Annotated in this window: 13 protein-coding genes and 2 rRNA genes (1 of these 15 running past the window's edge); 9 read left to right on the top strand and 6 right to left on the bottom strand. The window is 67.2% G+C overall.

Translation table 11 applies throughout. The annotated features are described in order from the left end of the window. Positions 1-258 precede the first annotated feature (258 nt). From acs to CKO41_RS17280, 7 genes are all read left to right on the top strand, one after another. Positions 259-2,205, top strand: a complete 1,947-nt coding sequence (acs, locus tag CKO41_RS17310; RefSeq protein ID WP_200251938.1) for an acetate--CoA ligase — start codon at positions 259-261, stop codon at positions 2,203-2,205. Between the two features lie 386 nt (positions 2,206-2,591). Further along, a complete protein-coding gene (locus tag CKO41_RS17305; RefSeq protein WP_200251941.1) occupies positions 2,592-3,425 on the top strand; it encodes an NYN domain-containing protein in 834 nt (277 codons plus the stop codon). 620 nt (positions 3,426-4,045) lie between these two features. Then, positions 4,046-5,755, top strand: coding sequence for a type IV-A pilus assembly ATPase PilB (gene pilB, locus CKO41_RS17300; protein WP_200383176.1), 1,710 nt, complete (start codon positions 4,046-4,048; stop codon positions 5,753-5,755). Between the two features lie 4 nt (positions 5,756-5,759). Then, the gene (locus CKO41_RS17295) at positions 5,760-7,016 is read left to right on the top strand and encodes a type II secretion system F family protein (protein WP_200251944.1); all 1,257 of its coding nucleotides are present in this window, start codon (positions 5,760-5,762) and stop codon (positions 7,014-7,016) included. 67 nt (positions 7,017-7,083) lie between these two features. After that, the gene (locus CKO41_RS17290; protein ID WP_200251946.1) at positions 7,084-7,959 is read left to right on the top strand and encodes a prepilin peptidase; all 876 of its coding nucleotides are present in this window, start codon (positions 7,084-7,086) and stop codon (positions 7,957-7,959) included. After that, positions 7,956-8,564 (top strand): dephospho-CoA kinase, encoded by a 609-nt coding sequence (coaE, locus tag CKO41_RS17285; RefSeq protein ID WP_200383175.1) that lies wholly within the window; start codon positions 7,956-7,958, stop codon positions 8,562-8,564. The genes CKO41_RS17290 and coaE overlap by 4 nt, the downstream gene beginning before the upstream one ends. A 1,100-nt stretch (positions 8,565-9,664) precedes the next feature. Next, positions 9,665-9,934, top strand: coding sequence for a hypothetical protein (locus tag CKO41_RS17280; protein ID WP_200383174.1), 270 nt, complete (start codon positions 9,665-9,667; stop codon positions 9,932-9,934). A 137-nt stretch (positions 9,935-10,071) separates the two neighbouring features. Here the strand turns inward: CKO41_RS17280 and ubiA are convergent, their stop codons facing one another. From ubiA to mltB, 3 genes are all read right to left on the bottom strand, one after another. After that, a complete protein-coding gene (gene ubiA, locus CKO41_RS17275) occupies positions 10,072-10,977 on the bottom strand; it encodes a 4-hydroxybenzoate octaprenyltransferase (protein WP_200251952.1) in 906 nt (301 codons plus the stop codon). Positions 10,978-11,079: 102 nt separating this feature from the next. Then, positions 11,080-13,185 (bottom strand): ATP-dependent DNA helicase RecG, encoded by a 2,106-nt coding sequence (gene recG / locus CKO41_RS17270; RefSeq protein WP_200383173.1) that lies wholly within the window; start codon positions 13,183-13,185, stop codon positions 11,080-11,082. Beyond that, positions 13,178-14,302, bottom strand: a complete 1,125-nt coding sequence (gene mltB, locus CKO41_RS17265; RefSeq protein WP_200383172.1) for a lytic murein transglycosylase B — start codon at positions 14,300-14,302, stop codon at positions 13,178-13,180. Before mltB ends, recG begins: the two co-directional genes overlap by 8 nt. A gap of 247 nt (positions 14,303-14,549) precedes the next feature. Here mltB and CKO41_RS17260 point away from each other — a divergent pair, with 247 nt between their 5' ends. Both CKO41_RS17260 and gorA read left to right on the top strand, forming a co-directional pair. Then, positions 14,550-15,293, top strand: a complete 744-nt coding sequence (locus CKO41_RS17260; protein ID WP_200251955.1) for a glutathione peroxidase — start codon at positions 14,550-14,552, stop codon at positions 15,291-15,293. A 192-nt stretch (positions 15,294-15,485) separates the two neighbouring features. After that, on the top strand, positions 15,486-16,859 hold the full coding sequence (gene gorA, locus CKO41_RS17255; RefSeq protein ID WP_200383171.1) for a glutathione-disulfide reductase: 1,374 nt from the start codon (positions 15,486-15,488) through the stop codon (positions 16,857-16,859). Between the two features lie 325 nt (positions 16,860-17,184). Here gorA and CKO41_RS17250 read toward each other — a convergent pair whose 3' ends face one another. The 3 genes from CKO41_RS17250 to CKO41_RS17240 all read right to left on the bottom strand — a co-directional run. Beyond that, positions 17,185-18,009 carry a tyrosine-protein phosphatase gene (locus CKO41_RS17250; protein WP_200383170.1) on the bottom strand — a complete coding sequence of 275 codons (825 nt, stop codon included), beginning with the start codon at positions 18,007-18,009 and terminating at the stop codon, positions 17,185-17,187. 215 nt (positions 18,010-18,224) lie between these two features. Continuing rightward, positions 18,225-18,340, bottom strand: a 5S ribosomal RNA gene (gene rrf / locus CKO41_RS17245). A 114-nt stretch (positions 18,341-18,454) separates the two neighbouring features. Then, positions 18,455-20,982 (bottom strand): 23S ribosomal RNA (locus CKO41_RS17240); it runs 363 nt beyond the window's last position.

The raw sequence follows: 20,982 nt of genomic DNA, 5'->3' as shown, positions 1-20,982 counted from the left end.
GGCGCGCATGGCGGGGTCCTGTCGTGGGGGCGTTTCCGACTAGATGGGCGCCCGACCCTCGCGATCAACCGACGGGCCGCGGCGCCGCAAGGCCCTGTTCGGCTGCGACATTCCCCCCGCGCGGTGGGCAAGTGGCGAACAACGAGGGTAAAGTATAGTATTGCCTGACTTTTCGCCGCTTCGCGCCCGATGCCGCAACGGCTCGCGGCGCGAGGCAACCCAACAAGACATCACGACGACGAAGAGGAGAAGCCCGACATGTCGGAGCAAAAGACCTACCCCGTCCCCGAGACCATCGCCGCCAAGGCCCATATCACCCAGGACCTCTACGCGAGCATGTATCGACGCTCGGTCGACGACCCCGAGGGCTTCTGGGCCGAACAGGCCGAACGCTTCGTCACCTGGTCCAAGAAGTGGGACAAGGTGATGGACTACAGCTTCCAGGCCGACGACCTGCACATCCGCTGGTTCGGCGGCGGCAAGCTCAATATCGCCTACAACTGCCTGGACCGCCATCTGGAGACCCGCGGCGATCAGGTCGCCATCATCTGGGAGGGCGACAACCCGAACGAGGACCGCAAACTCACCTATCGCGAGCTGCACGCCGAGGTCTGCAAGCTCGGCAACGTGCTGAAGTCGCGCGGCGTCAAGAAGGGCGACCGGGTCTGCATCTACCTGCCGATGATCCCCGAGGCCGCCGTGGCGATGCTCGCCTGCGCCCGCATCGGCGCCGTGCACTCGATCGTCTTCGGCGGCTTCTCGCCGGACAGCCTGCGCGACCGCATCCTCGACTCCGACTGCCAGGCCCTGATCACCTCCGACGAGAGCGTGCGCGGCGGCCGCCACGTGCCACTGAAGAAGAACGCCGACACGGCGCTGGCCGAGTGCCCCAACGTCAGCACCGTGCTCGTCGTGCGCCGCACCGGCGGGTCGATCGACTGGACCGAAGGCCGCGACGTCTGGTACCACGAGGCCATGGCCGGTGCCGCGACCGACTGTCCGGCCGAGGAGATGGACGCCGAGGACCCGCTCTTCATCCTCTACACGTCCGGCTCCACCGGCAAACCGAAGGGCGTGCTGCACACGACCGGCGGCTATCTGGTCTTCGCCGCGATGACGCACAAGTACACCTTCGACTACCAGGACGGCGAGGTCTACTGGTGCACGGCCGACGTCGGCTGGGTCACGGGCCACACCTACATCGTCTACGGCCCGCTCGCCAACGGGGCCATCTCGCTGATGTTCGAAGGCATCCCGAACTACCCGGACGTCTCGCGCTTCTGGCAGGTCGTCGACAAGCACCAGGTGTCGATCTTCTACACGGCCCCGACCGCCATCCGCGCCCTGATGCGCGCCGGCGAGGACCCGGTCAAGAAGACCTCGCGCGCCTCGCTGCGCATCCTCGGCTCGGTCGGCGAGCCGATCAACCCCGAGGCCTGGGAGTGGTATTACCGAGTCGTCGGCGACGAGCGCTGCCCGATCGTCGACACCTGGTGGCAGACCGAGACCGGCGGCCACCTGATCACCCCGCTGCCGGGCGCCACGACCCTGAAGCCGGGCTCGGCCACCCTACCCTTCTTCGGCGTCGTGCCGGCCCTGGTCGATCCGGCCGAAGGCACCCTGATCGAGGGTCCGGGCGAGGGGGCGCTGGTCCTGAGCCGACCCTGGCCGGGTCAGATGCGCACCGTCTATGGTGATCATGCGCGTTTCGTCGAGACCTATTTCCGCCAGTATCCCGGCTACTACTTCACCGGCGACGGCGCCCGCCGGGACGAGGACGGCTACTACTGGATCACCGGACGCATCGACGACGTGCTGAACGTCTCCGGCCATCGCCTGGGCACCGCCGAGATCGAGTCGGCGCTGGTCCTGCATCCGCACGTCGCCGAGGCGGCCGTCGTCGGCTATCCGCATGATCTCAAGGGCCAGGGCATCTACGCCTATGTCACGCCGATGGCCGGCGTCGAGCCCACCGATGCGCTGAAGAAGGAGCTGGTGGCCCTGGTGCGCGGGGAGATTGGACCGATCGCGACCGTCGACATCATCCAGTGGGCGCCGAGCCTGCCGAAGACCCGCTCCGGCAAGATCATGCGCCGCATCCTGCGCAAGATCGCCGCCAACGAGATCGACACGCTCGGGGATACCTCGACGCTGGCCGATCCGGGCGTCGTCAACGACCTGATCGACAACCGCGCCAACCAGTAGGCGGCGCCAGTGCCCGCCCCGGGGCCGCCGCCCCGGGGCGTCCTCGTCCGCTCGGGCAACGCCACGGCCCGTTGCGGTCGGCGCCCGCGCCTTGATATCTGCGCCTCGTGACGGCATGTCGGTCGCGAGTGTCGAGGCTCGCCCGGGCGCGCTACCGGCCGTACACCGATCCGGGGGGCGCGGGCCATGCACCAAGCGTCGCTAGTCGATGGCATGGGCGGAACCGCGCGATGCCCATCGCCCCGGCACCGCGCCATCCAGTTCCAATTGATATTCGTCTCTCCGAACGTCGCCCGAGCATTGATTACAGTCGGTTGCAGCAGATGCTCACGAATCGACCCAGGGGTTCGGGCGTGTCCTTCGTTTCAAATTCGAGGTCCGTCATCTTGAGTTGCGGTGTGCGAGTGGGCGTCTTCGTCGACGCCGAGAATGTGCGTTACAACGGCGGTTACCAGATGCGCTACGACGTGCTGCGGCGCTTCGCCGCGCGCACAGGTGGCGAACTGCTGCGGCTGAACACCTATATGGCCTTCGATTCCGAGCGCGCCCGCGAGGATCACGAATACGCGAAGAAGGCCCGCGCCTACCAACAGATGGTGCGGGACTTCGGCTGGAAGATCACCGTCAAGCACGTCCGCCGCTACACGGACGAGAACGGCAACGTCACGACCAAGGCCAATGCCGATCTCGACATGGCCGTCGATGCGATGCTCCAGGCGAACACGCTCGATCAGGTCCTGCTCGTTACCGGCGACGGCGACTTCCTGCAGGTCGTCAACGCACTGCAGAACCACGGCTGTCGTGTCGAGTTGATCGGCTTCAAGAATGTCTCGCGCCAGCTACAGCAGGCCGTCGACACCTTCTACTCCGGCTATCTGATCCCGGAACTGCTGCCGATCGCCTACGAACCGCGCAACGACTGGGGCAAGGCCGGCTCCTGCGTACGCGGCGTCTGCTCCAAGTGGTTCACCGACAAGGGGTACGGTTTCCTGAGGGTCCTGGAGCGCATCTCGCCCAATCTCTGGATCACCGATCCGCGCGACGAGGGCTCGCCCTACATGAGCGTCTTCTGTCATGCCAACGAGCTGGCCGAAGACGTCAACGAAGACCTGCTGATGAATCGCGAGACGATCCTCGAGTTCTACCTCAACGAGAGCGAGCAGAAAGACAACGGCTTCACCGCCAGCAACGTGCGACTCGCCACGACGCTCAATCGCTGAGCGTGCGACCGTTTCGCGACCGGTCGGAGGCGGATCGGTACGCGGTGCGTACCCTGAGGGTACCCGGCACGAGGGGCGCTGATTCACGGGCACCTTGAATGCTTCCGGGTGCCCTCGCCTGGTAACGATAGGACTTTGAAAGTCGCCAGCGGCTATTTACACTCCTGGAGGGCCGGTCGGCAGCCCGTCCGAACCGCGACCCGGAATCGTCCGCCACCCCGCCGGGAATTGCGGGGACCTTGAAAACTTGCCATCCAGGCAATTTTTCAAGACGGGGCATCCTTGCGATGCGCCAGGGTCGGCTCGCGCGCGATCTTCTTATCGTCTCTCTGGCATGGAACCTCATTGACGGACCCTAAGGCGCGACTCTCACCAAGGCAGGATCGGCCCGTCGCGAGGACGACGAGGCGCTGCCCGCCACCGAGTCCCGAAGCGCGCGAACCGCTGGCGGGCGCCCGTCCTTTGTCACCGTCCGGGCGCCCCGGCAACCCGCGCGGGCGCGCTACGGAACACCATCCCGAGCCCCTCGCTGTCGACGAGGCGCCGGGGCGCGCAAGGTCCCCCGCCGACCCCGCCCGGCAGGGCGGGGCCGCTTCACGATTCAGCCTTCGGGGCATCGCATGGCCACCTCGCAACCTACCCTGAACCCCTCCGGCCTGGCCTGGCGGCTGGTGCGCGACCGCCTGATCGGCGAGGACGAGGCGCGGACCGCCCATGCCGAGGCCCTGAAGCGTCGCGAACCCTTCGTCCAGTACGTGGTGCAGCAGAAGATCCTCGACAGCCGACGCATCGCGATCGCCGCCTGTCACGAATTCGGCGTGCCGCTGTTCGACATCGGCACCCTCGACCTGGAGCAAGTGCCCACGGGCCTGGTCGACGAGCGGCTGATCCGCCGCCATCGCGCGCTACCGATCTTCCGCCGCGGCAATCGGCTGTTCCTCGCCGTCTCGGATCCGACCAACGACCAAGGCCTCGACGAGATCCGCTTCAACACGGGTCTGACGGTCGAGATGGTCCTGGTCGAAGAGGACAAGCTCGGCGTCGCGATCGATCGGGCGATCGAGGCGCAAGACACGACGATGACGGACATCATGGATGCCGAGCTGGAGACGCTCGACATCGCGACGGACGACGACGAGACCCGCGACAACGACCTGAACGTCGACGAGGCGCCGATCGTCCGCTACGTCAACAAGGTCCTCGTCGACGCGATTGCCGGCGGCGCCTCGGACATCCATTTCGAGCCCTACGAGAAGACCTTCCGGATCCGCTTCCGCCAGGACGGCCTGCTGCGCGAGGTCGCCAACCCGCCGACCAACATCGCCGCGCGGCTGGTCGCGCGCCTGAAGGTCATGTCGCGGATGAACATCGCCGAGCGGCGCATCCCGCAGGACGGGCGGATCAAACTGAAGCTCAGCCGCAACCGCGATATCGACTTCCGCGTCAATACGCTGCCGACCCTCTACGGCGAGAAGGTCGTGCTGCGCATCCTCGACTCCTCGGCCGCGACGGTCGGCGTCGAGGAACTCGGCATGGATCCGGCGCAGCGCGACGCCTTCCTCGAGGCGATCGGCAAGCCCTACGGGATGATCCTCGTCACCGGCCCGACCGGCTCGGGCAAGACGGTGACCCTCTACTCGGCGCTCAACATGCTGAACCAGCCGGAGGTCAACATCTCGACCGTCGAGGACCCGGTCGAGATCCTGGTGCCGGGCATCAACCAGGTCAACATGAACCAGAAGACCGGGCTGACCTTCGCCGCGGCGCTGCGCGCCTTCCTGCGCCAGGACCCGGACATCATCATGGTCGGCGAGATCCGCGACCTGGAGACCGCCGAGATCGCCGTCAAGGCCGCCCAGACCGGTCACCTGGTACTCTCGACCCTGCACACCAACGACGCCCCCCAGTCGCTGACCCGACTCGCCAACATGGGCGTCGCGCCCTTCAACATCGCCTCGTCGGTCCTGCTGATCATGGCCCAACGCTTGGTGCGACGGCTCTGCCCCCACTGCCGAGCGGCCGAGGATCTGCCGCGCGAGGCACTGCTCATCGAGGGCTTCACCGACGCGGAGATCGACGAGGGCGTGACCATCTACCGACCCGTCGGCTGCGAGCGCTGCACCAAGGGCTACCGCGGCCGTACCGGCATCTTCCAGGTGATGCGGGTCTCCGAGACGATCGGGCGGCTGATCATGGAGGGCGGCAACGCGCTGCAATTGGCCGACGAGGCCCAACGCGAGGGCGTCGCCGACCTGCGGCGATCGGGGCTTTCGAAGGTCAAGGCCGGCATCACGAGCCTTGAAGAGCTCAACCGGGTTACGAAGGAATAATCCCATGGCCCAGATCACCCTGACGAAGAAGCCAGCCGCGCAGCCGAAGCCGCTCGAGGCGCCGGCCGTCTATGCCTGGGAGGGCACGGACCGGCGCGGCAAGAAGATCAAGGGCGAACTGCGCGCCGCGGACATGACCGCGGTGCGCGCCGAACTGCGCCGCCAGGGGGTCAGCCCGCTGAAGGTCCGCCAGAAGCCCAAGCCCCTCTTCGGCGGCACCAAGCGCAAGATCCGCAGCGCCGACCTGGCCGTCTTCACGCGCCAGCTCGCCACCATGATGACCGCCGGGGTACCGCTGGTGCAGGCGTTCGACATCGTCGGGCGTGGCCACGAGAACCCGACCATGCAGGACCTGATCCTGGCGATCAAGGCCGACATCGAGAGCGGCACGACGATGGCCGTCGCCCTGCGCAAGTATCCGCTCTACTTCGACGATCTCGTCTGCAACCTGGTTGCCGCCGGCGAGCAGGCCGGCGTCCTCGACGCGCTGCTCGACAAGATCGCCACCTACAAGGAGAAGACCGAATCGATCAAGGGCAAGATCAAGAAGGCCCTGTTCTATCCGGCCGCCGTCATCGCCGTGGCCGTCATCGTCACGACGGTGATCATGCTATTCGTCATCCCGCAGTTCAAAGACCTCTTCACGAGCTTCGGCGCGGACCTGCCGGCCTTCACGCTGCTCGTGATCGCCATCTCCGACTTTCTGCGCGAGTGGTGGTGGGCCATCGGCATCGGCCTGGTGATCCTCGGTTTCGCGCTCAAGAACGCCTTCCAGCGTTCGGCCAAGCTCCGCGAGTTGGCCGACCGCGTATCCCTCAAGATCCCGGTAATCGGCGACATCCTCAACAAGGCCGCGATCGCCCGCTTCGCCCGGACCCTCTCGACCATGTTCGCCGCCGGCGTCCCGCTGGTCGAGGCGCTCGACTCGGTCTCGGGGGCCACCGGCAATGTCGTCTACGCCAACGCCGTGCAACGGATGCGCGAGGACGTCGCCACCGGCCAGGCCCTACAGCTGACGATGCGCCAGCAGGACCTCTTCCCCCACATGGTCATCCAGATGACCGCGATCGGCGAGGAGTCCGGGGCCCTCGACGAGATGCTCGCCAAGGTCGCCGACTTCTTCGAAGAGCAGGTCGACAACGCCGTCGACGCCCTCAGCAGCCTCCTCGAGCCGATGATCATGGTCATCATCGGCAGCCTGGTCGGCGGCCTCGTGATCGCGATGTACCTGCCGATCTTCAAGCTCGCGGCCGTGGTTTAATAGGGCCACCCGCAACGCCGGCGAGCCGGGCGCGCCGTCCGCCTCGCCGCTTCCCGAAGGACCACCGATGGCTTTGCTCGAATCGATCGGCGAAAGCCCGATCCTGCTCCTGACGATCACCGGCCTCTTCGGGCTCATCGTCGGCAGCTTCCTCAACGTCCTGATCCTGCGCCTGCCGCGGATGATGCAGGAGGAATGGCGGCGAGACTGTGCCGAACTCGCCGGCGAGGCGCCCACCGCCCCGCCCGGGGAGCGGCTCACGCTGAGCCGACCCGCATCGCACTGTCCGCACTGCGGGCACCGCATCCGCTTCTACGAGAACATTCCAGTCCTGAGCTTCCTCGCCCTGCGCGGGCGCTGCTCGGCCTGCCGCGAACCGATCGGCTGGCGCTACCCGGTCATCGAGGCCCTGACGGCGCTGCTGTCGGTGGCCGTCGTCTGGCAGCTGGGCCCGACGCTGGCCGGGGCGGCCGCCCTGACCCTGACCTGGGGCCTGATCGCCTTGGCCGTGATCGATCTCGACACCCAACTCCTCCCGGACGGGATCACGCTGCCGCTCCTCTGGCTCGGCCTGCTGCTGAGCCTCGCCGAGCCCTTCACCGACAGCCACTCGGCGATCCTCGGCGCGGCGCTCGGCTACCTGAGCCTCTGGGGCCTGTTCCACCTGTTCCGGCTCGCGACCGGCAAGGAGGGGATGGGCTACGGCGACTTCAAGCTGTTCGCACTGTTCGGCGCCTGGCTCGGCTGGACGCACCTGCCCCAGATCATCCTGCTCTCGGCGCTCGCGGGGGCCGTGATCGGACTCCTGCTGATCCTGACCCGCGGGCATGACCGACAGATTCCGATCCCGTTCGGCCCCTACCTGGCGATCGCCGGCTGGATCAGCCTGCTCTGGGGCGACGCCCTGAACCGAGCCTATCTGAACTGGAGCGGCCTCGGGTGAGACCGCTGCGGATCGCCCTGACGGGCGGGATCGGCAGCGGCAAATCGACGGTCGCCGAGGGCTTCGCCCGCCTCGGGGCACCGGTCATCGACGCCGACCTGATCGCCCGCGAACAGGTCGAACCGGGCCGTCCGGCACTCGCCGAAATCGCCGTCACCTTCGGCCCCCAGGTCCTCGCCCGGGGGGGCGGCCTCGATCGCGACGCCCTGCGCGCGCGCGTCTTCGGCGACCCCGAGGCGCGCCGGCGCCTGGAGGCCATCCTCCACCCACGCATCCGCGCCGAGATGGAGAGGCAGACGGCGCGGTGCGAGGCGCCCTACGTGCTCCTCGTCATTCCGCTCCTCTTCGAGACGGGACAGCAGGCCATCGCCGACCGGGTCCTGGTCGTCGATCTGCCCGAGGCGCTCCAGATCGACCGCGTCCAGGCGCGCAGCGGGCTCGCGCCGGAGGAGATCGAGCGCATCCTGGCCAGCCAAACGACCCGCGCCGCGCGCCTCGCCGGGGCCGACGACCTCATCGACAATCGCGGCGACCCGGCGGCGCTCGCCCCCCAGATCGAACGGCTGCACACCCTCTATCTGGACCTCGCCGCCGAACACCGCTGAGGCGCCCCGCCCCGACAACCCGTCGGGTTACCCTCCCAGGGCCAAACCCGACGCCACCGGCGACATCGGCACGGCCGTAGGTCGGGTTAGGCGCGCCGGTACGGCGGCCGCTGAGAACCAACAGCCCGGCGCGCGCCGTAACCCGACACCGGCCTCGGCAGGGGACGCGTTGTCGGCCGTCGGGTTACGCCCCGCGGGGCTAACCCGACCTACGGCCCAGGCGAACATCGGCACGGCCGAGGTCGGGTTAGGCGCGCCGGTACGGCGGTCGCTGAGAACCAAAAGCCCGCGCGCGCCGTAACCCGACACCAGCCTCGGCAGGCGCCGAGTTGTCGGCCGTCGGGTTACGCCCCGCGGGGCTAACCCGACCTACGGCCCAGGCGAACATCGGCACGGCCGTAGGTCGGGTTAGGCGCGCCGGTACGGCGGCCGCTGAGAACCAACAGCCCGGCGCGCGCCGTAACCCGACACCGGCCTCGGCAGGCGCCGAGTTGTCGGCCGTCGGGTTACGCCCCGCGGGGCTAACCTGACCTACGGCCCAGGCGAACATCGGCACGGCCGTAGGTCGGGTTAGGCGCGCCGGTACGGCGGCCGCTGAGAACCAACAGCCCGGCGCGCGCCGTAACCCGACACCGGCCTCGGCAGGGGACGCGTTGTCGGCCGTCGGGTTACGNCGTAGGTCGGGTTAGGCGCGCCAGCAAGGCGGTCGCTGAGAACCAACAGCCCGCGCGCGCCGTTACCCGACACGGGCCTCGGCAGGGACCGCGTTGTCGGCCGTCGGGTTACGCCCCGCGGGGCTAACCCGACCTACGGCCCAGGCGAACATCGGCACGGCCGTAGGTCGGGTTAGGCGCGCCAGCAAGGCGGTCGCTGAGAACCAACAGCCCGCGCGCGCCGTTACCCGACACGGGCCTCGGCAGGGACCGCGTTGTCGGCCGTCGGGTTACGCCCCGCGGGGCTAATCCGACCTACGGCCCAGGACCTCGCCGGCCGTCGGCGACCTTGCACATGCCGCGGGCATGGCCTACGCTCTTAAATACCTGCAACGGAAGTACACGGAGTTATGCAGGGAACCATGGACCTGAATGAGGAGCGACGACATGACGTCACCAAGGAGTCTCCACCCCGCCCCCCTGGCCGCGCTGGCCATCGCCCTGCTCGTTACCCCGCTCATGGCCGGTGCGCAGTCGGCCTGCAAGGGACTCGAGCAGCCCGCCTGCACCGCGCAGGCCAACTGCACCTGGGTCGGTGGCTACACCCGCAGTAGCGGGGCCCAGGTCGCAGGCTACTGCCGCAGCAAGGGCAATCGCAGCACCAAGACGACGACCGACGCGCCGCCGGCGGTCACCGTCAGCACGGACGGGCAATAGACCCGCAGGGCCCTGTGCGACGCACAGGGCCCTGGCCTGGAGCGATCAGGGTCAGATCGTTTCCAGACATCGACGCAAAGGGCTTTGTCGTCGAACGGGAACCGATGGCAGGCCGTCGGGCCCCGGAGGGACCCGCATCAGACGGTAAGCGCATAATCCAGGACCAGGCCGATGAAGATGGCCATCCCGAAGTAGTTGTTGTTGAGAAAGGCCTTGAAGCAGGCGGCCGGCTCGCGCCGGCGGGTCAGGTACTGCTGGTAGGCGAACAGACCGCCGGCGACGGCGACCCCGCCGAAGTAGGCCGCGCCGAGCCCGGCCCAGACCCCGATGACGACGAGCAGGAGCAGCATCGCGACCTGCAGGACCGCGATCACGGCGAGATCGTGGCGGCCGAACAGGATCGCCGTGGACTTGACGCCGATCTTGAGGTCGTCCTCGCGGTCGACCATCGCGTATTGGGTATCGTAGATCAGCGCCCAGATCAGCGCGGTGGCGAAGAGAAGCCAAGCGAAGCCGGGGACCGAGCCGGTGATCGCCGTGAAGGCCATCGGGATCGCCCAGCCGAAGGCGGCGCCGAGAAACAGCTGCGGCATGTGGGTGAAGCGCTTCATGAACGGGTAGATCGCCGCCAACAGGAGCGCCACGACGGACATGGCGATGGTCTGCCAATTCAGCATGAGGACCAGGCCGAAGGCCAGCAGACTCAGCACGACGAAGACCGCCAGGGCCTCGCGCGGCGTCACGTCGCCGACCGCGAGCGGCCGGGCACGGGTGCGCGCGACGTGGGCGTCGAAATCGCGGTCGGCGAAGTCGTTGATCGCACAGCCGGCCGAGCGCATCAGCACACCGCCACCGAGGAAGATGACGACGACGCCCCACGGCGGCTGTCCGGCCCCGGCCAGCCAGAGCGCCCACAGCGCCGGCCACATCAGCAGGAAGATACCGATCGGGCGGTTGATTCGGGTGAGCCTGGCATAGGCCGACAGGCGCTCGCGCCAGGAGGACGCGGGCGAGCGGGCGATGTTCGTGTCGGAAAGGGTCATGTCAGCAGCTGCCTCTCGATGGCGCGGTGCCGTGCGCTGGAAGCCGATTGCGGTATCGGGCGATTATGTCACAGCGAGCCCAGTGCGTCAGACCAGCGGCCATCAGACCAGCCCATAGGCCTCGCGCCCGCCGAGCCAACGGGCGATCAGCGGATCGACCAGCGCAGGATGATCGGCGAGCATCCGGTCGGCGAGCCGCTGGGCCTCGGCGAGCAGCGCCTCGTCGCGCAGCGGATCGGCGATGCGGAACTGCACGGCGCCCGTCTGGCGGGTACCGAGCACCTCGCCCGGACCGCGCAGTTCCAGGTCCTTGCGGGCGATCGCGAAGCCGTCGTCGCTCTCGCGCAGCAGGCCGAGCCGGGTGCGGGCCTGGTCTGAGAGGGGGGCGTGGTAGAGGAGCACGCAGTGGCTCTCGCTGGCCCCACGACCGATGCGCCCGCGCAACTGGTGGAGCTGCGCGAGGCCCAACCGCTCGGGGTTCTCGATGATCATCAGGCTGGCGCTCGGCACGTCGACGCCGACCTCGATGACGGTCGTGGCGACCAGCAGGTCCAGCTCGCCGGCCACGAAACGCCCCATTGCGGCATCGCGCTCGCCCCCCTTGAGGCGCCCATGGACCAGCCCGACCCGCAGGCCCGGTAGGCGCTCGGCCAGCGCCCGGGCCGTATCCTCGGCGGCCTGGCACTGGAGGGCCTCGGACTCCTCGATCAGCGTGCAGACCCAGTAGGCCTGACGCCCGTCGGCGCAGAAGGCCCGCACCCGTTCGATCACCTCGTCGCGGCGGCCGTCCGGGATGGCGACCGTCGTGACCGGCTGGCGCCCGGGCGGGCGCTCGTCGATGACCGACAGGTCGAGATCGGCATAGAGGGTCATCGCCAGCGAGCGCGGGATCGGCGTCGCCGTCATGATGAGCTGATGCGGCACCTGCCCGGCCGCCTGTCCCTTGCCCAGGAGCCGCATCCGCTGGTGCACGCCGAAGCGGTGCTGCTCGTCGATGACGACGAGGCCGAGCCGGGCGAAGGCCACATAGTCCTGGAACAGGGCGTGGGTACCGACGACGAGCGGCGCCTCGCCGGCCGCGATCCGCTCGAGGAGCGTCGCCCGGGCGCGGCCCTTGTGGCGACCGGCGAGCCACAGTGGCTCGAACCCGAGCGGCCCGAGCCAGCCGGCGAGATTGCGCTGGTGCTGTTCGGAGAGGAGCTCGGTCGGGGCCATCAGGGCCACCTGATGGCCGGCCTCGATCGCCTGAAGGGCCGCGAGCACGGCGACGACCGTCTTGCCGGTGCCGACATCGCCCTGCAAGAGCCGCTGCATCGGGTGCGATCGGCGCAGATCGGCGGCGATCTCGTCGCCGACCCGGCGCTGGGCGCCGGTCAGCGCGAACGGTAGACCGGCGAGGAGCCGCGCGCGCAGCCGACCGTCGCCGGTCAGGACCGGGGCCCGGCACTGGTGCTGGCGGCGACGCACCCGGCGCAGACTGAGCTGGTGGGCGATCAGTTCCTCGAGGGCCAGGCGGCGAAACGCCGGGTGGCCACGCTCGCGCAGGTCGGCCGCCGAGGCATCCACGGGCGGGCGGTGCAGGAAGATCAATGCCTCGGCCAGCGACGGCCACCGGCGCCCGGCGAGGAGTGCCTCCGGGACCAGCTCCGGCAGGGCCGCGGCGTCGCGCCGCAGCCAATCCAGCGCCTGATCGGTCAGGGCCCGCCAGGTCGTCTGGCCGAGCCCCTCGGTGGTCGGATAGACGGGCGTCAGCGCCGCGTCCAGCGGCGGCAAGTCCGTGGCCGCCACCAGGCGATATTCCGGATGCACCATCTCCAGCGACTGGAAGCCCTGGCGCACCTCGCCGTAGCAACGCAGGCGCACCCCGGCCCGCAGCGCGGCCGTCTGCCGAACGGTGAAGTGGAAGAAACGCAGCACCAGACCGGCACGCCCGTCGGTGAGCCAGACCCGGAGCGTCCGACGCGGACCCTGGGCGACCTCGGCGGCGGCGATCGTGCCCTCGACCTGGGCCTCGGCACCGGGCAGCAGTTGGCCCATCGGCACCAGCCGCGTGCGGTCCTGATAACGCAGCGGCAGGTGGAAGAGGAGATCCTGGACGGTCGCGATGCCGAGCCGCGCCAACCGCTCGGCGACCCGGCTCGCCACGCCCCGCAGCCGCTCGACGGCGACGGCGTCGAGCGTCGCGGGCGCCGGGGCCCGCTCAGTCAACCGCCATCGCCAGCCCTCGGGCCGACCCCTCCTGCCCGAGCCGGGTCAGGATCGGGCCCTCGCCCTTCGCCCGGCGCAACTCCTGAGCCAACTGATGGACGGCCATCGCGTAGTAGGTGCTGCGGTTGTAGCTGGTGATGACCTGGAAGTTGTCGAGCCCGAGCCAGTACTCGTAGCGGTCGGTCGCGTCGAGCTCGAGCAGGCTCGCCTCGCGGTAACCGAGCAGCGGATTGACCGCGGTGATGCCGCGGCTGACCAGCAGGCTCACCGGATAACGGGCGGCGAAGCCGGCCTCCAGCGACTTGGGGGTGAAACCCATGGCCCGGGCCGGCACCGCGACCGGCTCGCCGCGCCGCCAGCCGTGTCCGCTCAGATAGTTGGCGACGCTGCCGATCGCATCGCTCGCCCCCCAGAGGTCGCGATGTCCGTCGCCGTCGAAGTCGACGGCATAGCCGTGGAAGCTGGTCGGCATGAACTGGCCGAGGCCCATGGCCCCAGCGTAGGAACCGCGCGGGGCGAGCGGATCGATACCCTCGTGGCGGCACATCACGAGAAAGGATTCGAGTTCGCGCGTGAAATACTCGGCGCGGCGCGGATAGTCGAACGCGAGCGTCGCCAGGGCATCGAGGATCCGCGTCGTGCCGAGGTAGCCGCCGTAGCGCGTCTCGACCCCGAGGATCGCGACGACATACTCGGGCGGGACCCCGTAGCGCGCCTCGGCGCGCTCGAGCGCCGTCTCGTGGCGGCGCCAGAAGGCGACACCGTTGGCGATACTCTCCGAGGTCACGAAGCGGGCGCGGTAGCGCGTCCAGGCACCGGTCGGGCCGGTCGCCCGGCTCGGGGTCGCCTGGCGGTCCATCAGCTCGATGATCCAGGGCTGGCTTTCGACCCGAGAGAGGATCGCCACCAGGGTCCCTCGATCATAGTCGCCGCTGGCGACCAGGCGATCGATCAAGGACTCGACGCCCGGCCGCCCGGCCAGATCGCCAGAGACCGACCCGACCCCCGCCGAGACCGGCCGCAGACCGACCTCGGCATCGGCCCGATAGCCCGTGGAGGCGCAGCCGGCCAGCTGGAACGCGGCGAGCAGCGCGAGCGACGAAAGGAGCAAACGCATGGGGGATTCCAAGGCAAATGGCGTTGCCGACGATGTTACGGGAAACGCCGCCGAAGACAATCGCCAACGACGCCCCGCGCCCCCTCGCGAGGAGGGACGGCACCGTCGCCCGGGCGCGTCGATCGCCAACGCCGATTGACCCGATTCGTATATTCCATTTTACTAATGCCCCTGCATTTTCCAATATTGCACCGTCCGGAACGCAATCTGGATCTTCCGATTTCACAGCCTCCAAGGAGTTCGAACGATGCCGCACGACCGTACTGGCCAGCGTATCCCCAGCGTCACCTTCAAGACCCGTCGCAACCACGAGTGGGTGGACGTGACGAGCGACGAGATCTTCGGCGGCAAGACCGTCGTGGTCTTCTCGCTGCCCGGGGCCTTCACGCCGACCTGCTCGTCCTCGCACGTCCCGCGCTACAACCAGCTGGTGCCCTTCTTCAAGGCCCACGGCGTCGACGAGGTCTGCTGCGTCTCGGTGAACGACACCTTCGTCATGAACGAGTGGCAGAACGCCCTCAAGGCGCCCGACGTGCGCTTCCTGCCCGACGGCAACGGCGAGTTCACCGAGGGCATGGGCATGCTGGTCGACAAGGCCGCCCTCGGCTTCGGCAAGCGCAGCTGGCGCTACTCGATGCTCGTGCGCGACGGCGTCATCGAGAAGATGTTCGTCGAGCCGGAGGTCGAAGGCGACCCCTACGAGGTATCCGACGCCGACACCATGCTCGAGTATCTGGCACCGAGCACCCCGAAGCCGGCCGACGTGACCGTCTTCACGCGACCCGGCTGCCCGTTCTGCGTCAAGGCCAAGGAGATGCTGACGCAGGCCGGCATGGACTTCGAGGAACTGCTGCTCAATCGCGACTACACCGAGCAGTCGCTGCGGGCCGTCGCAGGGGCCAAGTCCGTCCCGCAGGTCTTCGTCAACGGACGGCACATCGGCGGGTCCGACGACCTGGCCGCGTGGCTCGACGCGCGGGCCGCGGCCTGACCACCGCCTGAACCCGAGCACAGCGGTGCATCGGCCCCACCGGTCCCCCGAAGACCGGTGGGGCCTTCGCGCGCCCGTCTTCCGGCTGGCGACCCGGCGGACGATGCCTGATCGATCGCCCCGGCTCGACGCCAGCACCAGCAGGCATCTCCGCCGGGCGCTGCGCCTCACGGCCTCAAACAAGGAACCGACATGAACAATCACTTCGACCTGATCGCCATCGGCGGCGGCAGCGGCGGACTCGCCGTCGCCGAGAAGGCCGCCCAGTTCGCTCGCCGAGTGGCCATCGTCGACGCCGGCAAACTGGGCGGCACCTGCGTGAACGCCGGCTGCGTCCCGAAGAAGGTGATGTGGTACGCCGCCAACCTGGCCCACGGGGTCGCCGACGCCCCGGGCTTCGGGGTGCGGGCCCACCTAGAGGGCATCGACTGGCCTCGCCTGGTCGCCGAGCGCGACCGCTACATCGCGCGCATCAACGACTACTGGGAGGGCTATGCCACCGAACTCGGCATGACCCGACTGACCGGCCATGCCCGCTTCGTCGACGCCCGCACGATCGCCGTCGGCGACGCGCGCTACACGGCCGACCACATCGTCATCGCGACCGGCAGCGCGCCGATCGTCCCCGGGATGCCCGGCGCCGAGCTCGGCATCACCTCGGACGGCTTCTTCGCGCTACCCGAGCAACCACGGCGGGTCGCGATCATCGGCGGCGGCTACATCGGCGTCGAGCTCGCCGGGGTGCTGCGGGCGCTGGGCTCCGAGGTGACCCTGGTCGCGTTGGAGGACCGCATGCTCTTCGCCTTCGACGACCAGACGAGCGAGGTCCTGGCCGAAAACATGGCCGAGCAAGGGATCGAGACCCACCTCGGCTTCGAGGTCGCAGGTCTCGCCGAGACCCCGAACGGCAAGGCGCTGCTGCGCCGCGGCGGCGAGCGGCTGGATGGCTTCGATACCGTCATCTGGGCAGTCGGACGCCGCCCGAACAGCGCTGGACTGGGCCTCGAGGCGGTCGGGGTGCAGACGCAGGAGGGCGGTCTGATCGCGGTCGACGCCTATCAGAACACCAACGTCGCCGGCATCTATGCCGTCGGCGACGTGACCGGCCGCGAGCCACTGACACCGGTCGCGATCGCCGCCGGTCGACGGCTCGCCGAGCGGTTGTTCAACGACAAGCCAGAGGCCAAGCTCGACTACGACAACGTGCCGACGGTCGTCTTCAGCCACCCGCCGGCCGGCAAGGTCGGGCTCACCGAGCGCGAGGCCCGCGAACGCCACGGCGACGCCGTCACCGTCTACCGCACGGCCTTCACACCGATGCGCTACTCCTTGAGCGCACACCCGGCACGGACCGCGATGAAGCTCGTCTGCGTCGGCCCCGACGAGCGGATCGTCGGGATCCACATGATCGGCGACGGGGTCGACGAGATGCTTCAGGGCTTCGCCGTCGTCGTCAAGATGGGCGGAACCAAGGCCGACCTCGACGCCACCGTTGCCCTACACCCGACGAGCGCCGAAGAACTCGTGACCCTCAAGGTCCCGGATCGACCGCACGAGGCGACCTGACCACACCCGCGCGTCGCCCCGACCTACCGGACCCGCAGCCGCGTAGGTTGGGGTGACGCAGGAACCCCAACCCGGAACCCGAGGAATCGGCATTGCCGGCCGTCGGGTTACGCCCCGAGGGCACGGCGGGATGCGCTGCGCTTTCCCGCCCTACGGCCCCGGCGCAGATCGGCACGGCCCGTAGGTCGGGTCAGGCGCGCCGCACGGCGATCGCTGACAACGAACAGGCTCGCGCGCGCCGTAACCCGACAGCGGCCTCGACGGGCGCCGCGTCGCCGGCCGTCGGGTTACGCCCCCCCGAGGGGCTAACCCGACCTACGGCCCGTCAGCCGTGCGCGCCGAACAGGCGCTTCAACCACCCCCCACTAGCCGGCCGGCCGGCCGTCGCCGGCCTCGCCCGCCCGGTCAGCCCCGGAGGCAGTGGCAGCCCATCCGCTGGCCGGTCATCTACGACAAGCTGCGGGCGACCAACGACCATTCGCTCCGCCTCGTCTGCACCAACCCAGGCCGCCGCCGCCTCCCGCCCTTCCGCCAGGCAGGGTGGTCGACGTCCAGTGTCATGGGCATCTGTCGCGAGGATGTGCACGACACCGTCATCGAGCATGCGCTCGGCCCAATACCGCGGCCCGCGCCCGAAGCGCCCAACGACCGAACCCGCCGTCAACTGCAGCCAGGCCCCGCGCCGCGCGGCCGTCGTGAACCAGTCGTAGTGCTCGTCATCGAGCCAGGTCAGTCGCTCCGGGTGCGTGATGATGGGGATATAGCCGCTGGAGAGCACATCGAAGAGCACCTCGGAGAAGTGTGGTGGCGCGACATGATGCGGCGGTTCGAACAAGAAGTAGCGCGAACCGTGCAGGGTCGGAAAGGACCGCCGGTCGAGTTCCTCGACCAACTCCGGCACCAACTGGATATCGGCGCCATAGGTGACCTCGAGCGGGATCCCGGCCGCCTGTAGATGACCGCGGAAGCGCTCGACCGCGGCCTGTATATCGTCTGCGCGATTTTCGTAGAGCGACGGATAGATATGAGGGGTGCAGGCCGTCAGCCTGATCCCGTCGGCGACGGCCAGGCGCGCCATCTCCAACGCGGTATCGAGATCCTGCGCGCCATCATCGATACCCGGCAACATGTGACAATGTAGGTCAAACATCGCGATCCCCGACACAACTCGTGAGCCAATACGGACCGGGCCGACACGCCGCACCGCCACGCGCCCACGCTGCGCTGAACGCGCAGCTCCACGGGCACCGACGAACGTACCCCCGTGCCGTATTCGCAAGAGATTGTGGACACGCCCCCGAGATCAAGCCCGAGGCCAAAAAAAAGCCCGCTGAGTGCAAGACTCAGCGGGCTTTTTGGGTAGGGACCTGGCGGTGACCGACTTTCGCATGGGGAGGCCCCACACTATCATAGGCGATACACCGTTTCACTTCTGAGTTCGGGATGGGATCAGGTGGTTCCAGTGCTCTGTGGCCGCCAGGTAAATCGTTGGCCGACCGCCCCTCCCAGGGGCGGCCAGCAAGCATTCGGTTCGATCGCTTCGCGCTTTGCGTGGTCACATCTCAACACCACCGGCCAAAGCCTTCGGGTGTTATATGGTCAAGCCGCACGGTCAATTAGTACGGGTTAGCTTCACACGTTACCGCGCTTCCACACCCCGCCTATCAACGTCGTGGTCTTCGACGGACCTTCAGGGACCTCAAGGGTCCAGGGAGACCTTATCTTGGGAGGGGCTTCCCGCTTAGATGCTTTCAGCGGTTATCCCGTCCGTACTTAGCTACCCGGCTGTGCCACTGGCGTGACAACCGGTGCACCAGAGGTACGTCCACTCCGGTCCTCTCGTACTAGGAGCAGCTTCCCTCAAGTCTCCAACGCCCACGGCAGATAGGGACCGAACTGTCTCACGACGTTCTAAACCCAGCTCGCGTACCACTTTAAATGGCGAACAGCCATACCCTTGGGACCGACTTCAGCCCCAGGATGTGATGAGCCGACATCGAGGTGCCAAACACCGCCGTCGATATGAACTCTTGGGCGGTATCAGCCTGTTATCCCCGGAGTACCTTTTATCCGTTGAGCGATGGCCCTTCCATACAGAACCACCGGATCACTAAGACCTACTTTCGTACCTGCTCGACTTGTCCGTCTCGCAGTCAAGCACCCTTATGCCTTTGCACTCATTGCGCGATTTCCGACCGCGCTGAGGGTACCTTCGTGCTCCTCCGTTACGCTTTGGGAGGAGACCGCCCCAGTCAAACTACCCACCACACACGGTCCCTGACCCGGATCACGGGCCGAGGTTAGAACTCCAAACAAACCAGGGTGGTATTTCAAGGTCGGCTCCACAACCACTGGCGTGGCTGCTTCATAGCCTCCCACCTATCCTACACAAGTCGGTTCAAAGTCCAGTGTGAAGCTGTAGTAAAGGTTCACGGGGTCTTTCCGTCTAGCCGCGGGTACTCGGCATCTTGACCGAGATTTCAATTTCACTGAGTCTCAGGTGGAGACAGTGCCGCCATCGTTACGCCATTCGTGCAGGTCGGAACTTACCCGACAAGGAATTTCGCTACCTTAGGACCGTTATAGTTACGGCCGCCGTTTACCGGGGCTTCGATCAAGAGCTTCACCTTGCGGCTGACCCCATCACTTAACCTTCCGGCACCGGGCAGGCGTCACACCCTATACGTCCTCTTTCGAGTTTGCAGAGTGCTGTGTTTTTAGTAAACAGTCGCAGCGGCCTGGTCACTGCAACCCCCGTCCGCTCGGCCCGCTTGTGGCTTCACGTACCAGGGGCGTACCTTCTCCCGAAGTTACGGTACCATTTTGCCTAGTTCCTTCACCTGAGTTCTCTCAAGCGCCTTGGGATTCTCACCCTGCCCACCTGTGTCGGTTTCGGGTACGGTCACTCATTACCTGAAGCTTAGAGGCTTTTCTTGGAAGCCGGGCATCAATCACTTCGCCTCCGTGGAGACTCGTCATCACGCCTCAGCATTAACCCCCCGGATTTGCCTAAGGGATCTGCCTACACGCTTGAACCGGCACTTCCAACCGCCGGCCGACCTAGCCTTCTCCGTCCCCCCATCGCAGTAATAAGTGGTGCAGGAATATTAACCTGCTTCCCATCGACTACGCCTCTCGGCCTCGCCTTAGGGGCCGACTCACCCTGCGCCGATGAACGTTGCGCAGGAAACCTTGGGCTTTCGGCGAGGGGGACTCTCACCCCCTTTCTCGTTACTCATGTCAGCATTCGCACTTCCGATACCTCCAGCAGACCTCTCGATCTACCTTCAACGGCCTACGGAACGCTCCCCTACCATGCCAGTTGCCTGGCATCCGCAGCTTCGGTACATGGCTTGAGCCCCGTTACATCTTCCGCGCAGGACGACTCGACCAGTGAGCTATTACGCTTTCTTTAAAGGATGGCTGCTTCTAAGCCAACCTCCTGGCTGTCTCGGCCTTCCCACATCGTTTCCCACTGAGCCATGATTTAGGGACCTTAGCTGGCGGTCTGGGTTGTTTCCCTCTCGACGACGAACGTTAGCACCCGCCGTCTGTCTCCCGTGATCGCACTTCTTAGTATTCGGAGTTTGCCTCGGTTTGGTAAGCCGGGATGGCCCCCTAGCCGAAACAGTGCTCTACCCCTAAGAGTGATTCACGAGGCGCTACCTAAATAGCTTTCGGGGAGAACCAGCTATCTCCGGGCTTGATTAGCCTTTCACTCCGACCCACAGCTCATCCGAATCTTTTTCAACAGATCCCGGTTCGGGCCTCCAGCGCGTGTTACCGCACCTTCACCCTGGCCATGGGTAGATCGCCCGGTTTCGGGTCTACTCCCAGCGACTTAACGCCCATTTAAGACTCGCTTTCGCTACGCCTCCCCTAGTCGGTTAAGCTCGCCACTGAGATGTAACTCGCTGACCCATTATACAAAAGGTACGCAGTCACCCACAAAGGGGCTCCCACTGCTTGTACGCATACGGTTTCAGGTTCTATTTCACTCCCCTCAACGGGGTTCTTTTCGCCTTTCCCTCACGGTACTGGTTCACTATCGGTCGGTAGGGAGTATTTAGCCTTGGAGGATGGTCCCCCCATCTTCAGACAGGATTTCACGTGTCCCGCCCTA

The sequence above is a fragment of the Thiococcus pfennigii genome, from assembly GCF_016583835.1.
Lineage (GTDB): Bacteria > Pseudomonadota > Gammaproteobacteria > Chromatiales > Chromatiaceae > Thiococcus > Thiococcus pfennigii.
This window is presented reverse-complemented; position numbering and strand designations above follow the sequence as displayed.

Excerpts from the sequence above, each read along its gene's own strand:
- acs (WP_200251938.1), top strand. The coding sequence starts at position 259 with ATGTCGGAGCAAAAGACCTACCCCGTCCCCGAGACCATCGCCGCCAAG.
- pilB (WP_200383176.1), top strand. The coding sequence starts at position 4,046 with ATGGCCACCTCGCAACCTACCCTGAACCCCTCCGGCCTGGCCTGGCGG.
- CKO41_RS17295 (WP_200251944.1), top strand. The coding sequence starts at position 5,760 with ATGGCCCAGATCACCCTGACGAAGAAGCCAGCCGCGCAGCCGAAGCCG.
- CKO41_RS17290 (WP_200251946.1), top strand. The coding sequence starts at position 7,084 with ATGGCTTTGCTCGAATCGATCGGCGAAAGCCCGATCCTGCTCCTGACG.
- CKO41_RS17280 (WP_200383174.1), top strand. The coding sequence starts at position 9,665 with ATGACGTCACCAAGGAGTCTCCACCCCGCCCCCCTGGCCGCGCTGGCC.
- ubiA (WP_200251952.1), bottom strand. The coding sequence starts at position 10,977 with ATGACCCTTTCCGACACGAACATCGCCCGCTCGCCCGCGTCCTCCTGG.
- mltB (WP_200383172.1), bottom strand. The coding sequence starts at position 14,302 with ATGCGTTTGCTCCTTTCGTCGCTCGCGCTGCTCGCCGCGTTCCAGCTG.
- CKO41_RS17260 (WP_200251955.1), top strand. The coding sequence starts at position 14,550 with ATGCCGCACGACCGTACTGGCCAGCGTATCCCCAGCGTCACCTTCAAG.
- gorA (WP_200383171.1), top strand. The coding sequence starts at position 15,486 with ATGAACAATCACTTCGACCTGATCGCCATCGGCGGCGGCAGCGGCGGA.
- CKO41_RS17250 (WP_200383170.1), bottom strand. The coding sequence starts at position 18,009 with ATGTTTGACCTACATTGTCACATGTTGCCGGGTATCGATGATGGCGCG.